The 14536-nt window shown below is 69.0% G+C and carries 14 protein-coding genes; 7 read left to right on the top strand and 7 right to left on the bottom strand.

Translation table 11 applies throughout. From position 1 onward, the window contains the following. Window positions 1–6: 6 nt before the first annotated feature. Together OQ789_RS21095 and OQ789_RS21090 are read right to left on the bottom strand one after the other, a co-directional pair. On the bottom strand, window positions 7–1191 hold the full coding sequence (locus tag OQ789_RS21095) for an acyl-CoA dehydrogenase family protein (RefSeq protein ID WP_324688095.1): 1185 nt from the start codon (window positions 1189–1191) through the stop codon (window positions 7–9). Window positions 1192–1282: 91 nt separating this feature from the next. After that, window positions 1283–1561 carry a 2Fe-2S iron-sulfur cluster binding domain-containing protein gene (locus OQ789_RS21090; RefSeq protein WP_324688094.1) on the bottom strand — a complete coding sequence of 93 codons (279 nt, stop codon included), beginning with the start codon at window positions 1559–1561 and terminating at the stop codon, window positions 1283–1285. Window positions 1562–1692: 131 nt separating this feature from the next. On the opposite strand from OQ789_RS21090, the gene OQ789_RS21085 reads away from it, so the two are divergent. Genes OQ789_RS21085 through OQ789_RS21070 form a run of 4 tightly spaced genes read left to right on the top strand, consistent with a single transcriptional unit; the run spans window position 1693 to window position 5447 of the window. Next, window positions 1693–3318 carry an NAD(P)/FAD-dependent oxidoreductase gene (locus tag OQ789_RS21085; protein WP_324688093.1) on the top strand — a complete coding sequence of 542 codons (1626 nt, stop codon included), beginning with the start codon at window positions 1693–1695 and terminating at the stop codon, window positions 3316–3318. After that, the gene (locus OQ789_RS21080; protein ID WP_324688092.1) at window positions 3315–4130 is read left to right on the top strand and encodes a mycofactocin-coupled SDR family oxidoreductase; all 816 of its coding nucleotides are present in this window, start codon (window positions 3315–3317) and stop codon (window positions 4128–4130) included. The genes OQ789_RS21085 and OQ789_RS21080 overlap by 4 nt, the downstream gene beginning before the upstream one ends. Continuing rightward, complete coding sequence (locus OQ789_RS21075; protein WP_324688091.1) at window positions 4127–4960, top strand: mycofactocin-coupled SDR family oxidoreductase; 834 nt, start codon at window positions 4127–4129, stop codon at window positions 4958–4960. Before OQ789_RS21080 ends, OQ789_RS21075 begins: the two co-directional genes overlap by 4 nt. Window positions 4961–4967: 7 nt before the next feature. Continuing rightward, window positions 4968–5447 (top strand): nuclear transport factor 2 family protein, encoded by a 480-nt coding sequence (locus OQ789_RS21070; protein WP_324688090.1) that lies wholly within the window; start codon window positions 4968–4970, stop codon window positions 5445–5447. On the opposite strand, the gene OQ789_RS21065 is transcribed toward OQ789_RS21070, so the two are convergent. From OQ789_RS21065 to OQ789_RS21055, 3 genes are all read right to left on the bottom strand, one after another. After that, window positions 5444–6346 carry an alpha/beta fold hydrolase gene (locus tag OQ789_RS21065; RefSeq protein ID WP_420716166.1) on the bottom strand — a complete coding sequence of 301 codons (903 nt, stop codon included), beginning with the start codon at window positions 6344–6346 and terminating at the stop codon, window positions 5444–5446. The genes OQ789_RS21070 and OQ789_RS21065 overlap by 4 nt on opposite strands. 61 nt (window positions 6347–6407) lie before the next feature. Further along, window positions 6408–7802 carry a wax ester/triacylglycerol synthase family O-acyltransferase gene (locus tag OQ789_RS21060; RefSeq protein ID WP_324688089.1) on the bottom strand — a complete coding sequence of 465 codons (1395 nt, stop codon included), beginning with the start codon at window positions 7800–7802 and terminating at the stop codon, window positions 6408–6410. Window positions 7803–8054: 252 nt separating this feature from the next. Next, a complete protein-coding gene (locus tag OQ789_RS21055) occupies window positions 8055–8498 on the bottom strand; it encodes a nuclear transport factor 2 family protein (RefSeq protein WP_324688088.1) in 444 nt (147 codons plus the stop codon). A gap of 295 nt (window positions 8499–8793) precedes the next feature. Here OQ789_RS21055 and OQ789_RS21050 point away from each other — a divergent pair, with 295 nt between their 5' ends. Then, window positions 8794–9027, top strand: a complete 234-nt coding sequence (locus OQ789_RS21050) for a CsbD family protein (RefSeq protein ID WP_324688087.1) — start codon at window positions 8794–8796, stop codon at window positions 9025–9027. A 180-nt stretch (window positions 9028–9207) separates the two neighbouring features. Here the strand turns inward: OQ789_RS21050 and OQ789_RS21045 are convergent, their stop codons facing one another. Continuing rightward, window positions 9208–10053, bottom strand: a complete 846-nt coding sequence (locus OQ789_RS21045) for an SDR family oxidoreductase (RefSeq protein ID WP_324688086.1) — start codon at window positions 10051–10053, stop codon at window positions 9208–9210. A gap of 163 nt (window positions 10054–10216) precedes the next feature. Between OQ789_RS21045 and OQ789_RS21040 the strand changes: the two genes are divergently transcribed. Continuing rightward, window positions 10217–11260, top strand: coding sequence for an alpha/beta hydrolase (locus tag OQ789_RS21040; RefSeq protein WP_324688085.1), 1044 nt, complete (start codon window positions 10217–10219; stop codon window positions 11258–11260). A 207-nt stretch (window positions 11261–11467) separates the two neighbouring features. Further along, a complete protein-coding gene (locus OQ789_RS21035; RefSeq protein WP_324688084.1) occupies window positions 11468–14119 on the top strand; it encodes an FHA domain-containing protein in 2652 nt (883 codons plus the stop codon). An 11-nt stretch (window positions 14120–14130) separates the two neighbouring features. Here the strand turns inward: OQ789_RS21035 and OQ789_RS21030 are convergent, their stop codons facing one another. After that, window positions 14131–14295, bottom strand: a complete 165-nt coding sequence (locus tag OQ789_RS21030) for a hypothetical protein (RefSeq protein ID WP_167540309.1) — start codon at window positions 14293–14295, stop codon at window positions 14131–14133. Window positions 14296–14536: the final 241 nt, after the last annotated feature.

Genomic DNA, 14536 nt, shown 5'->3' with positions numbered 1-14536 from the left:
CCCCGCTCAGATCAGGGCCCGCAGCGGACCCTCGGGCGGCTCGATGCCCAGCGAACTCAGCGCCGCCGCGTGATAGGTGGTACCGGGGACATGGATGGCATGCATCTGTCCGACGTGCACGTCACGCCAGTACCGCTGCAGCGGCTTGTCCATCCGCGAGGCGTTGCCGCCCGAGCGGGCGAAGATCTCGTCGACCGCAGACACCGCGCGCCACACCGCCCGCACCTGGGTGCGCCGCCCCGCCGCCCGGTCGGCGAACGACACCTCCTTGCCGGCCGCGACCATGTCGTAGATGCGGTCGGCGTTGGCCAGCAGCTCCTGGCGGGCGGCGTTGATGTCGGCGGCCGCCTCGCCGATCGCGTGCATGACGTAGGGGTCGTCCTTGATCGCGGTCCCGGTGGCGCCGACCCGCGCACGCTGGTAGTCCAGGTGCGCCGCCAGCGCGCCCTCGGCGATGCCGATGGTGGCCGCCGAGATGCCCAGCGGGAACATCGTCGACCACGGCATCAGGTACAGCGGCTCGGTCATGCCGGCCTCGCGCTGGGCGGTGCCGTCCATCACCTTTGTCGCGTCCATGGTCCGGTAGGACGGGACGAAGGCGTCTTTGACGATGACGTCCTTGGACCCGGTTCCGCGCAGCCCCACCACATTCCACGAGTCGTCGACGATCTCGTAGTCCTTGCGCGGCAGGATCATGTGCAGCATCTGCGGCGGCATCAGCGGGATGCCCTTTTCGTCACCGAGCATGGCGCCCAGGATGATCCAGTCGCAGTGGTCGGTGCCCGAGCTGAACTGCCAGCGCCCGTTGAAGATGTAGCCGCCGTCGACGGGGCGGGCCACACCCTGCGGCGCGTACGGGGACGCCATCCAGGTGTCGACGTCGTCGGCCCAGATCTCGGCGGCGACTCTCGGGTCCGCGTACGCCAACTGGTAGGGGTGCACGCCCACCACACCGACGATCCAGCCGGCCGCCGGATCCAGTGCCGCGGTGGCCATCGTCGTCTCGGCGAACTCGCGGGGGTGCACCTCGAAGCCCTGATACTGCTTGGTCTGCAGCAGCCGGATCAGGCCGGCGCCCTTCATCAGCTTGACGGTGTCGTCGGTAAGCCGGCCGATGCGTTCGGCTTCCACGGCTTGGTCGCGCAGTTGGTCGGCCATGGCCACCACCCGGTCGAGTACCCGGTCGCTCATATCGTTGTCCTTACGTGTGTGGGCTTAGGTAATGGTCTACCGCAGTCCCGGCCCGTCCCAAAGGAAATCCCGATGAGCGGACACCGGGCGATCAGAATTCGACGTGAACATCGCCGCCGGCCGCCCTGGCCTGGCAGGCCAGGATCAGGCCGTCCGCGAGGTCGGCCGCGTCCAGGACATCGCAGGACGCCATGTCGACCCGCCCGGTGAGCACGGTCGCCACGCAGGAGCCGCAGCGGCCCTCGCGGCACGAGTGGGGCACCGTGATCCCCGCGTCCAGCAGCGTCTCGACCAGGGTCTGACCGTGAGGCCAGCACAAGCTGTGCCGCCTGCCGTCCAGGTCGACGTCGACGTGTGCGATTTCCGGCATGGCCCGATGGTGGGTGATCACCACCGGGCGGCGGGCGGCCCGCGCCCGGTGGCCGGGAAATCGGGCGCGAACCGCCCGGTGACCGGGACGGGCGGCGGTGCGCTACGCGCAAGGCCTTACCGTGACTGCTTGTGAACGATGCCGACCAGCCGCCGTTGGATGTCGTCGTGGTCGGCGCGGGGTTCGCCGGCCTCTACGCCTTGCACAAGCTGCGCGGGCAGGGCCTCTCGGTGCGGGTGCTCGAGGCCGCGCCGGAGCTCGGCGGCACCTGGTACCACAACCGGTATCCGGGGGCTCGCTGCGACGTCGAGAGCGTCGACTACTGCTACTCGTTCTCCGACGAATTGCAGCGGGAATGGAACTGGACCGAGCGGTACGCCACCCAGGCTGAGATCCTGGCCTATCTGAACTGGGTCGCCGACAAGCTCGACCTGCGCCGTGACGTCGCGTTGGGCACCCGCGTGGTGTCGGCGCATCTCGATCAGGCCACGCTACGATGGACGGTCACCACCGGTGCGGGGCAACGGTTTTCGGCGCGGTTCTGTCTTATGGCGACCGGGCCGCTGTCGGCGGCGCTGACACCGGACTTCGCCGGCCTGGACACCTTCGCCGGCGAGATCTACCACACCGCGCGGTGGCCGCACGAGCCCGTCGATTTCGCCGGCAAGCGGGTGGCGGTCATCGGCACCGGATCCTCTGGCATCCAATCGATTCCGGTCATCGCCGAGCAAGCCGCGCAGCTCTACGTTTTCCAGCGCACGCCGAATTACAGTGTCCCTGCCGGCAATCGACCGCTGCCCGCGCACGAGCTCGAGGAGATCAAGGCGGGGTACGCGCAGCGGCGCGCGCTGTCATGGCGAAGCGGCGGTGGCTCGCCGCACGTCACCGCGTCGAAGCCGACCATGCAGTTCACCGCCGCGCAGCGGCGGGCGGCTTTCGAGGAGCGTTGGCGACTGGGCGGGGTGCTGTTCTCCAAGACGTTCCCGGACCAGATGACCGACCTGGAGGCCAACGACGAGGCCCGCAGGTTCTACGAGCAGAAGGTGCGGGCCGTCATCGACGACCCGGCCGTGGCCGACTTGCTGATACCCACCGACCACCCCATCGGCACCAAGCGAATCTGCACCGACAGCAACTACTTCCAGACGTTCAACCGCCCCAACGTGTCGCTGATCAGCGTGCGGGCCACGCCGATCGAATCCGTCGACGCCACCGGTATCAACACCGCCGGGGCGGACGGGGAGAAAGCGCGTTACGACGTGGACATGATCGTGCTGGCAACGGGTTTCGACGCGATGACCGGGGCGCTGGGCAACATCGATATCGTGGGCCGCCGCGGCACCGCACTGCGGGAGGACTGGGCGCACGGCCCGCGCACCTACCTGGGCCTCGGTGTGGACGGCTTTCCCAACCTGTTCTTGATCTCCGGCCCGGGGGCGCCCGCCGTGCTGGCGAACATGGTGCTGCACGCCGAGGCCCAGGTCAATTGGATCGCGGAGGCCATCGCCTTCCTGGACCGGCACGGTTACGCAGCGCTGGAGGCCACCGTGGACGGCGTGGACGGGTGGGGCGCCGAATGCGGCCGCCTGGCCGATACGACGCTGTTCACCAAGGCGAACTCCTGGTACATGGGCGCCAACGTGCCCGGAAAGCCGCGCGGCTTCATGCTGTTCACCGGCGGCTTCGCCACGTACAACGACATTTGCGCCGACGTCGCCGACGCCGGCTACCGCGGCTTCGACCTGATCGAACGATGACGGGATTGCTGGGCAAGGTCGTCGTGGTCACCGGTGCCGCCAAAGGCACCGGGCGGGTGCACTGCGCGCGCTTCGCCGACGAGGGCGCCGACGTGATCGCCCTGGACGCCGACACCGCGGTCGACGAGTTAGCAGGCACCGCAAGGGAAGTCAAGGACCGCGGTAGGCGGTGTGCGACCGGCCTGGCCGACGTCAGCGACCTCGAAGCGCTGACCGCCGCCATCGATGCCGGCGTGGCCGAGCTGGGCCGGCTCGATGTCGTCGTCGCCAACGCCGGGGTCCACCTGCCCGGCGCACCGTCGTGGGAACTCGACCCCGAAGTGTGGCAGCGCACCCTCGACATCAACCTCACCGGCGTCTGGCATACCGTGCGGGCGAGCGTGCCACACATGTCCGATCGGGAAGGCGAGCGGGGCGGATCCGTCGTCATCATCAGCTCGACGAGCGGGCTGCGCGGACTGCCCAACACCGCGCACTACACCGCCAGCAAGCATGCGGTGGTGGGACTGGCGCGCACGCTGGCCAACGAGCTCGGGCCGAGCGGTATCCGGGTCAACACCGTGCACCCCGGGCCGGTTGCCACCCCAATGGTGCTCAACGAGGCTACCTTTCGGCGGCTCCGGCCGGATCTGGACAACCCGACCGCGGTCGATGCGGCCGAGGTGCTGCAGGCGCGCAACCTGCTCCCGGTTCCGTGGGTCGAGCCCGTCGACATCGCCAACGCGGTGGTGTTCTTGGCCTCGGACGCGGCCCGCTACATCACCGGCACCCAGCTCGTCGTCGACGCCGGCCTGACCCAGAAGACGACATGAGCGGGCGGCTGGCGCGCAAGGTTGCCCTGATCACCGGAGCGGCGCGGGGGATCGGCCGCGCGCAGGCGGTGCGGTTCGCGCAGGAGGGCGCCGACATCATCGCGCTCGACGTGTGCGGGCCGGTCGACACCGTGATCATCCCGCACAGCACCCCGGCCGACCTCGACACCACCGCGTCCCTGGTGAGCGAGGCGGGCGGGCGGGTGCACACCGACATCGTCGACGTGCGTGACCTCGCCGGAATGCAGGCCGCCGTCGATCGGGGTGTCCGGCGGTTCGGCGGCCTGGACGTGGTCTGCGCGACCGCCGGCATCACGTCACGCGATAGGGCGGTCGACCTGGGCGAAAACGCGTGGCGCACCATGCTCGACGTCAACCTCACCGGGGTGTGGCACACCTGCCGCACGAGCGCGCCGCACCTGATCGCGCGCGGGGCGGGTTCGATGATCCTGACGAGTTCCATCGCCGGGCTGCGGGGGCTGGTCGGGGTAGCGCACTACACCGCGGCGAAGCACGGCGTGATCGGCCTGATGCGCACCCTCGCCAATGAGCTTGCGCCGCATGATGTTCGGGTCAACTGTGTCAGCCCCACCAACGTCGATACGCCCATGATCCACAACGACGTGGTAAGCACGGCCTTCCGGCCCGACTTGGACCGTCCGCCTACGCGCGCCGAATTCGCCGAGGCCGCGTGCACGATGAATATGCTGGCAGTTCCGTGGGTGGACGCGGTGGACGTGGCCAACGCCGCGCTGTTCTTGGCCTCCGACGAGGCGCGCTACATCACCGCGATCGTGCTGCCGGTCGACGCCGGAGCCACGCAGAGATGAGGAGCACATGACCGCCATCGACGAGCTGCTGACCCGCGTGCGCCGGCTCGAGGACGAACGCGACATCGCCCGGTTGATCGCCTCGTACGGGCCGGCGGTCGACGCCGGCGATGCCGACGCCGCAGCGGGCCTGTGGGCGAGCGACGGCGTATACGACGTCGATGGCAGGCGCATCCAGGGCCGCGCCGGCGTACACGCGATGATCAGCTCGGACGCCCACCAGAAGCTGGTGGCCGGCGGCTGTTCGCATTTTCTCGGGCCGTGCGTGGTGAGGGTCGCCGGCGACGACGCGGTGGCGGTGTGCGAGTCGCTGGTGCTGGTCCGCGACGGCAGCGGCTACCGGGTGTGGCGGGCCACCGCACACCATTTCGCGCTGCGCCGCACCGGCGGCAAGTGGCAGATCACCACCCGCACCGGCAGAGTGCTCGACGGCAACCCCGGCGCGCTCGGACTGCTGACGAAAGGCCTTGCGGGAGAGGTGGTCTAGCTTTGACGGCCGCGCGACAGGAACGCCAGCACGGCGCTCTCGAACGCGTCCTTGGCCTCGATCATCGCCCAGTGCCCCGAGTTGGGGAAGATATGTAGCTCCGCGTTGGGGATGGTGCGCATCGGGATCAGGGCCATGTCCGGCGGGCTCACCCTGTCGTCGCGTCCCCACGTCAGCAGGGTGGGGGCGGCCAGCTTGTGCATGGTCGCCCACGGCAGCGGGCGATCGGAGGCGCTCAGCGCGGCGTTCATCCCGGCGAATGCCGCCTTGCCGTACATGCGCCGGGCCGCGGCCAGGGTGTCCGGATCGGTGGCCAGCTGCCAGCGCTCCTCGATCAGCTGATCGGTGATCAACGCCTGGTCGTAGACCATCGACTTGAGCCAGTCGACCAGGCGTTGCCGCGTGGGGTCCTCGACGAACTCCTGCAGCAACCGGATGCCTTCGCTGGGGCTGGGACTGAAGATGTTGGTGCCGATGCCGCCGATGGTCACCAGCCGGTCGACGCGGTCCGGATTGTGGGTCGCGAAGTTGATGCCGACGCCTCCGCCCATCGAGTTGCCGACGATGTGCACCCTCTCGACGCCGAGCGCGTCCAGGAAGGGCGCTACCGTGCCGAACGCGGTGACCATCGGGTGGCCGCCGAAATCGTCGCTGACCCCGAAACCGGGGAATTCCAGGATCAGGCAGCGAAAGTGGGCGGCGAAGGCGGGGAGCACGCCGCGGAAGTTGCGCCAGCCGGTGACGCCGGGGCCGGACCCGTGCAGGAACAGCAGCACGGGACCGGAGCCGCCACTGTCGTAATAGCGCAAAGCGCCCTTGTCCAGGCCTATTTCCTGCAGGCCGATTTCCTGCAGGTCGTGCGCCGCCGGTTGCGCCACCGGTTCAAAAGTGTCTGCCACGGGATGTCACCCTGCCATGTCCCGGGCGTGCGGACGGACGGGGTTCCGCTGAACGGGCCGCTCAGCCCGGGCGGCCGGAGGGTTCGCCGCAGTCCAGCAGTTCTTTGAGCGCGGCCGGGAACGCGTCGGCGAGGTCCCACAGGTCGGCGACGACGTCGGGGCAGGAATTGATGCCCACCCCGAGCCGGCCGTTGAGCGACATCGCGGTGATGTTGAGCGCGGCGCCGGCGATGATCGGGCCGAGGGGATACATGGCGGCGAGCCGACAGCCCAGGAAGTACAGCTGTTCCTGCGGGCCGGGCACGTTGGACATCACCAAGTTGTGTGGCGGCTTATCCGGCACGGGGATGCGCGGCAGCAGCTTCATCGCGGCGCCGAACATGGTCTGCCCCGCGACTTGCGTCCAGTCCTGCAGCAGGTTGGGCCCCAGCGCCGCGGCGTGATCCTTGGCCGCGGCGTTTCCGGCGGCGATGCTGCTCAGCCGCTCGGCGGGATCGTCGACGTGGGTCTCGAGCCGACAGAGCATCCAGGTCAGCTGGTTGCGGCCGGGCCGACTGGACTTGCCGTGCACCGACACCGGCACGCTGGCGACCAGGGGATCCGACGGGAAGGCGTCGCGTTCGCGCAGGTACTGCCGCAGCGCCCCGGCACATAGCGCCGTCACGACGTCGTTGACGGTCACGCCGAATCGGCGTTTGACGGTCTTCACGTCCTCGAGGTCCACGCTGGTCAGGGCGATGTTACGGCGCCGGGTGAACGTGCCGTTGAACGCCGTCGGGGGAGCCGCGAACGGGGCGGCCATGGTCTGCCCACCACCGCGGGCGCGCAGCACGGTCTCCGCCAGCGTCAGCGCCGTGGCCGGCAACACTTTGGCCAGGCGCCACGGCCGCAGCGCTGCCCCGATCAGCCCGCCGGCGGCGATCTGCAGCGCATTGGCCGCGCCGCCACGCTCGGCCGGTTTCGGTGGCGGTGCGTCCGGGACGGTGCTGCACAGCTGCGCGAGCAGGTTGGCGCCGCCCACGCCGTCTACCACCGCGTGGTGGGCCTTGAGGATGACGGACAGCTTGTCGGTGCCGTGCAGACCCTCGACCACCCACATCTCCCAGAGCGGACGATCCCGGTCCAGTGCCAATCCGGCGATGTGGCCGCAGATGTCCGCTAATTCCCGCGGGCCCCCGGGAGAGGGCAGGGCGACGCGCTGAAGGTGGCGCGCAAGATCGAACCCGTCGTCGTCCACCCACACCGGGTGGTCGAAGTTCAACTGGTTGTCGGCCAGCTTGAGGCGGAATTCGGGCACGGCGTCCACCCGCAGCGCCAGCGCCTCCCGGAAACTGTCGAAAGTGTAGCCTCCCGGCATCGTCATCGGGTCCAGCTCCAGCACACAGCAAACATTCAGCGGCTGCGTCGGCGATTCCAGGTATAAGAAGAACGCGTCTAACCCACTGAGTCGTTGCATGTTTGCTCGTCTCTGTTGTGCGATCCTGACCGCTGGTCAGGTGACCGGCGGTCATCCCCAGGCTCCCGAGGGGAAGGCACGATCGGAATGGCCGCGACGTGTCTTGTCTGTAGCCGTTTCGGGGCGCTCGGCAAACATGCGACAGGTTCGGCGGTCCGGTGCCCGGCGATCGGGCCGCCAGCTTGCATCCGGTGGGGTCGGGGCGAAACCCTCGCTCGGGCAGCGTGATTGGCTTTCTCGCGGCCGTGATCCTCAGCTCTCGCCGCGGGCCATCGCGGAGTCGGGCGCCGCCCAGTCGGTCGAGACCTTGCGGTGCTCGATCAGCCAGGCGTCACCCTCGGGCACCAGGACGTCGCGGTAACGGCCGCAGTGGTCGAGCCCGATGTGGGTCACCACGGTGAAATAGGAGTCGACGTGGGCACGCTCGGGTGTCACCGCGGTGAACAACACGTTCGCGACGTTATGGCGCACAATCGGTTTGACGTCAGCGTCGACGGCGATCCTGCCGGTGACACCGCCCAGGAAAGCCGCGATCTCCGAACGCCCGCGCAGCGGGGCGAAACCGCGGATCTCCAGGACGCCGTCGGCGCAGAACGTCTGCGCGAGGCGGTCGAGCCGGCCGGCGTCGCCCGACCAGTTGTAGCGGGCCAGGGTATCGCGGATTCGCTCGCGGGCGACCAGTTCCCACATTTCCATCGTCACGACTCCTCGCACCGCCGCGGACGCCTCGGCCCACCAGCGTAGGCGCGGCCGGTGGCGTCGTGGAAGCGGGGAGGGCAGCGGGCGCCGAGGCCGGTGCCGCGCGCTCGGCGACGTTGACGGGCAGGGTAATTCGCCCACGACCCGCGGTGGGTTCCGATCCGGCGCCTCGCGGCTGTGTCGAAGGCTACTGGCCGGCCACGTTTCGAGAATGCACCGGTTGGGCAATAGAAGGGCGAGCACGCGACAAGGCGCGGTCACGGGCGCAGTGCGCCCGAAGGAGGGAGAACGGATGTCGGACAAGAGCGGACCCGAAGAGGCCATCGCGGGCGTCGTCGAGGGCGTCAAGGGCAAGGCCAAGGAAGTCGCGGGCGCCGTTGCCGGGCGAGACGACCTGATGCGCGAGGGCCAGGCTCAGCAGGACAAGGCCGACGCGCAGCGCGAAGCTGCAAAGAAGGAGGCCGAGGCCGAAAGTGCCCGCAAGGCCGCTGAAATCAACGAAGCTCGTCAGAAAGCCGCGCAGTAGCGGCAGTCGACGGTGGCCCGGTCACGAGGGTGACCGGGCCACCGCTTTGCCGCGCTCCATCGCGCGGAACGAAAAGCCTTGTGCGGCAGACAAATCGCGGGTGAGAGTTCAGTAGACCCGGCGATTCGGTCTGTCCCACGGGGTGTTTCGCGCCGCACGGACGTGCGTCCGCGGTGGTGCTCAGGGTGCGACAGGCCGGTTGGTCCACTGGCGGTCGGGCCTGCGCGTCGAGCGGAACCATCCGCCGGCCGCCCCGGTGCCGCCGTCCGTCGGGATGACATGGCCGGTGACGAAGCCGGAGAGGTCGGAGGCCAGGAACAGGATGACCCGGGCCTGATCCTCGGGCACGCCCATCCGTCCGACCGGCACCCACTGGGGCCACTGCGTCTGCTCCGCGGCCGAAAGCCATTGCGAATAGGGCACTTGCAGGGATTCGGTGACGTCGGGCGCGATAGCGTTCACCCGCACTCCGTCGTTGCCGACCTGGACCGCGAGGCTGCGGGTGAACGCGTTGACCGCTGCTTTGAAGGCGGCATACACCGGGTCTTCCGGGTAGCCCCGCAGCCCCTCGACCGACGATACGTTCACGATCGCGCCCGTGTGCCGCGCGACCATGGCCGGCAGGAACTCGTGGGTCAGCAGGAACACGTGGTGCAGGTTGATCCGGTAGAGCTCGTCCCACAGCTTCGGATCCGTGCCGGCGAAGTCTCCGGGGTGGCGCAACCAGTGGCCCACGTTGTTCACCAGCACGTCCACCCGGCCGAACCGATCGAGGACCGTGCGGGCCAGGCGGGTGACCTGGTCGGCGTCCCGGACGTCCGTGGCGACCGCGAGGGCCGACCCGCCGGAGTCGACGATCGAGGAAGCCGTCGCGTCGGCGAGGTCGGCGTCGATGTCGGCGATGACCACCTCGGCCCCGTGTTCGGCGAACAGCCCCGCGGTCGCGGCGCCGATACCTCCCGCGCCTCCCGTCACGACCGCCACCCGGTCGGTCAGCAGTGGCTCAGGGGGCTGCACGTGCGTCATCGCTCATATATTGGGCCATTCGGCGACCCAGGCGACAGTTGGCTCCGCTTACCCACTTTTGCGCGCCGGAAAACGTGACGTAGCCGACATTCACCGACCGTTCCCATCTAGTTAGCCCACCTTCGTGGCGGGTATCCCGTTGCGACTTAGGAGGTTGAACCCAATGGTGAGTACAACCGGACCGGCTCGCATACTGCCGAGCGTGGCGACCACGCGGCGCGTGCACCACCGGCACAGCCCGCAGTCGGTTGCCGTCGGACTTGCGAGCCGCTTGGTCATCAAGAACACCGTCCGCGTGTGGGCACTGACGCCGAACCTGCGCTGGCCGTTCGAATTCGTCGACGGCGTAGCGGGATTGGCCCCGCGCCTGGGATCCGCGGCGAAGACCGAACGGGTGCGGCTCGAGGACTGTGCCGCGGAATGGATTCACGCGCCCGGCGGATCGGGAAAGCGGGCGATCCTGTATCTGCATGGCGGCGCGTTTTTGACCTGCGGCCTCAACACCCACCGCTCCATGGTGACTCGCTTGGCGAAGGCGGCAGACGCGTCCGTGCTGGCGGTCGCCTACCGCAAGCTGCCCTCACATCAGATCACCGACGCCATCGAGGACGGGATCAGCGGCCTGCGCTGGCTGCAGGACCGCGGCTACGACGGCGACCAGATCGTGGTGGCCGGTGACTCCGCCGGCGGCTACCTGGCGTTCATGACCACGCTTCTGGCGATTCAGGACGGCATCATGGACCCGGCCGGAGTCGCGACCGTCTCGCCGTTCACCGACGCCGATCCGGTGCGAAAACTCAAACACCGCAACGCACGCAAGTGTTCGATGTTCACCCGCCGTGCCTTCTCGCGGTTCGCCGAGTTCCTCAACAAGGCGCAGGTTGTGGAGGGCCGGGATGCCACCGCGGTTGCCTCTCCGGTGGACGCCGATCTGTCCTCGTTGCCACCGGTCACCATTCACGCCAGCTCGGACGAGTTGCTGCTCGCCGACGCCGAACTGATGGCGAAGCGCTTGCAAGCCAGCGGAATCCGCTGCGATCTGCATCTGTGGGACGGGCAGATTCACGACTTCCCCTTGGCCGCCGACGTATTGCCCGAGGGCAGGCGTGCCATCAAATACCTGGGCGACTTCGTCAAGGAGGTCACCGCCGCCCGCGCCAAGGCCCCGAGCGTGCGCAACCTTCGTGCCGCCGCGACGGCCGTTTGAAGGATGCGAACGTAGTTGTGCCGCAAGCGGGTTAGTAATCGATCCGGTTTCTACGGTGGTGGCGCCGCGTCGTGCTCACCCCGCCGGCCGCCGACCCGGGCAAGGCCTGACCAGGCCTGACGACAAACCTGACGACAAGGCCTGGCGCCAAAGCCTGACGGCAAACCTGGCGCATGAGCCGGGTCGCTGCCGTTACAGTTGGTCCTGATGACCCCACCAGCCCCGCCTGCGCTGACCGTGCGGTACGAGGGAGCCGAGCGCACCTTCGCGCCGGGCAACGACGTAGTGATCGGGCGTGATCTTCGCGCCGACGTGCGAGTCGCCCACCCACTGATCTCCCGCACCCACCTGATCGTGCGGTACGACCAGGGCCGATGGGTCGCCATCGACAACGGCAGCCTCAACGGCCTTTACGTCCACAACCGCCGCGTCCCGGTCGTGGACATCCAGGACGGGTTGCGGGTCAACATGGGCAATCCGGACGGCCCCGCGCTCAGTTTCGAGGTCGGGCGCCACCAGGGTTCGGCGGGGCGGCCGCCGCTGACGACGTCGATACCGATCGTCAGCAACCCCAGTGAACCCCTCGCGCGGGCGCCGTACAGCCAGCCGCTCGGCGCGCAGCGCCCGGGCGAGCCGCAACGGCCGGCGTCGGCGTCTTTCCGCCACCCGGTCCATCCGCCGGCCGCACAGCCCGGCCAGCCGGCCAGCGGCCCCATTCCGAGCTATCCGTCGGGGCCGCAGCCCCAGTACCCGACCGGCGGCATACCGAGCGGGCCCCAGTCCGCGCCGCAGATTTACCGCTCGCCGTCGATGCAGTCCGCGCCGCCGACCACCGCGTTGCCGTCGGCGCCGCAGACGGGCCGCATCGGCGGCGACTCGTCGGTGATCGCGACGTCGATGATGAGGATCTTGCGGCCGGGCAAGGGCGGGCTGGACGTGCCGGGCGCCATCAAGATCGGCCGGGCCAACGACAACGACATCGTCATCCCCGAGGTGTTGGCGTCGCGCCACCACGCCACGCTGGTTCCCACCCCCCACGGCACCGAAATCCACGACAACCGCAGCATCAACGGCACCTTCGTCAACGGCGTGCGACTGGATTCGGCCGTGCTGCACGACGGCGACGTCGTCACCATCGGCAACATCGACCTGGTCTTTCACGGCGGCACCCTGGCTCGCCGCGACCAGACCGCGACCGCGACGCGCAGCGGCGGCCTCGACGTGCGCGGGGTGACCTGGACGATCGAGAACAACAAGACGCTGCTGGACAACATCTCGCTGGCCGCGCTGCCCGGCACGCTGACGGCGGTCATCGGTCCGTCCGGCGCAGGCAAGTCCACCTTCGCCCGGTTGGTCGCCGGGTACACCCACCCGACGACGGGGACGGTGTCGTTCGAGGGCCACAACATCCACGCTGAGTACGCCTCGTTGCGGAGCAGGATCGGGATGGTGCCCCAGGACGACGTGGTGCACGGTCAGCTGACCGTGCAGCAGGCGCTGATGTACGCCGCCGAGTTGCGCCTGCCGCCGGACACCACGAAGGACGACCGTGCCCAGGTGGTGGCCCGCGTGCTCGAGGAACTCGAGATGACCCAGCACCTGCACACCCGGGTGGACAAGCTGTCCGGCGGTCAGCGCAAGCGGGCGTCGGTGGCGCTCGAGCTGCTCACCGGGCCGTCGCTGCTGATCCTGGACGAACCGACCTCCGGCCTGGACCCGGCGCTGGACCGGCAGGTGATGACCATGCTGCGACAGCTGGCCGACGCCGGCCGCGTCGTGCTGGTGGTCACCCACTCGCTCACCTACCTGGACGTCTGCGACCAGGTGTTGCTGCTGGCCCCGGGCGGCAAGACGGCGTTCTGCGGCCCGCCCGGCCAGATCGGTCCCGCCATGGGCACCACGAACTGGGCGGACATCTTCAGCGGCGTCGCGAACGATCCCGGCGGCGCCCAGGCGCGCTATTTGGCGCGCACGGGTCCGCCGCCGCCACCGCCACCAGCGGAGAAGCCCGCCGAACTCGGCGATCCCTCGCACACCAGTCTGTTCCGGCAGTTCTCCACGATCGCCCGGCGCCAGATGCGGCTGATCGTCTCGGACCGCGGCTATTTCGTGTTTCTCGCGCTGCTGCCGTTCATCATGGGGTCGTTGTCCATGTCGGTGCCCGGCGACGCCGGCTTCGGGATACCGAACCCGATGGGTGCGTCGCCGAACGAGCCGGGGCAGATCCTGGTGCTGCTCAACGTGGGCGCGGTGTTCATGGGCACCGCCCTGACCATTCGCGACCTCATCGGCGAGCGCGCGATCTTCCTGCGTGAACAGGCGGTCGGGTTGTCCACCACGGCCTACCTGCTGGCCAAGGTCTGCGTGTACACGGTGTTCGCGATCGTCCAGTCGGCGATCGTCAGCATCATCACGGTGCTCGGCAAGGGCGCCCCCACGCAAGGCGCGGTCGCGCTGGGCAAGCCGGGTCTGGAGCTGTTCGCCGACGTCGCGCTGACGTGCGTCGCGTCGGCCATGCTGGGGCTGGCACTGTCCGCCGTCGCCAAGTCCAACGAGCAGATCATGCCGTTGCTGGTGGTGGCGGTGATGTCTCAGCTGGTGTTTTCCGGCGGGATGATCCCGGTCACCGCGCGCGTCGGGCTCGACCAGATGTCGTGGGCGACGCCGGCGCGCTGGGGATTCGCGGCGTCAGCCTCCACCGCCGACCTGACCAAGCTGGTGCCCGGTCCGCTCACCCCGAAGGATTCGCACTGGCGGCACGCCCCGGCGACGTGGTGGTTCGACGTCGGCATGCTGTTCGTCATCAGCGCCGTCTACCTCGGCTTCGTGCGCTGGAAGATCCGTCTCAAAGGCGGCTGACCGGCCGCGCGTCAGGCCCCCTTGCGCACCAGCTGCTCGGCTGCGGCCCGCATGCGGTCCGACAGTTGCAGCAGATCGTGCTCGCCCACACCCAACGGCAGCGTGTAGGCCAGCTGCCGCAGTTCGACGGCGTAATTGCGCAGGTCTTCGCGGAGGCGCATCTCAACAGTGGGCATGACTTCTCCCTCGGGCCGGGCAGAAAGCCTGGTCTGCGTCGACCAGCCGATCTGAAAATCTTCGCAGGCCGCCCATCCGCACCGCGAGAGCGCCGACACGTTTTAACCAGAGATTGACGGCGTGTTTACAGTCCGCACACCGGCCCGCGGGGCTCGGCGGCATGGCGCATCTCCGAAATTCGCGGCGCCGTTCCACCGTGGCGTTACGCTGACGCTGGTTGGTGTAAGGCTTGGAAGGAAG

The sequence above is a fragment of the Mycobacterium sp. 94-17 genome, assembly GCF_035617725.1.
Taxonomy (GTDB): domain Bacteria; phylum Actinomycetota; class Actinomycetes; order Mycobacteriales; family Mycobacteriaceae; genus Mycobacterium.
Note: the sequence above shows the minus strand (reverse complement) of the source record. Positions and strands in the feature narration are given on the sequence as shown.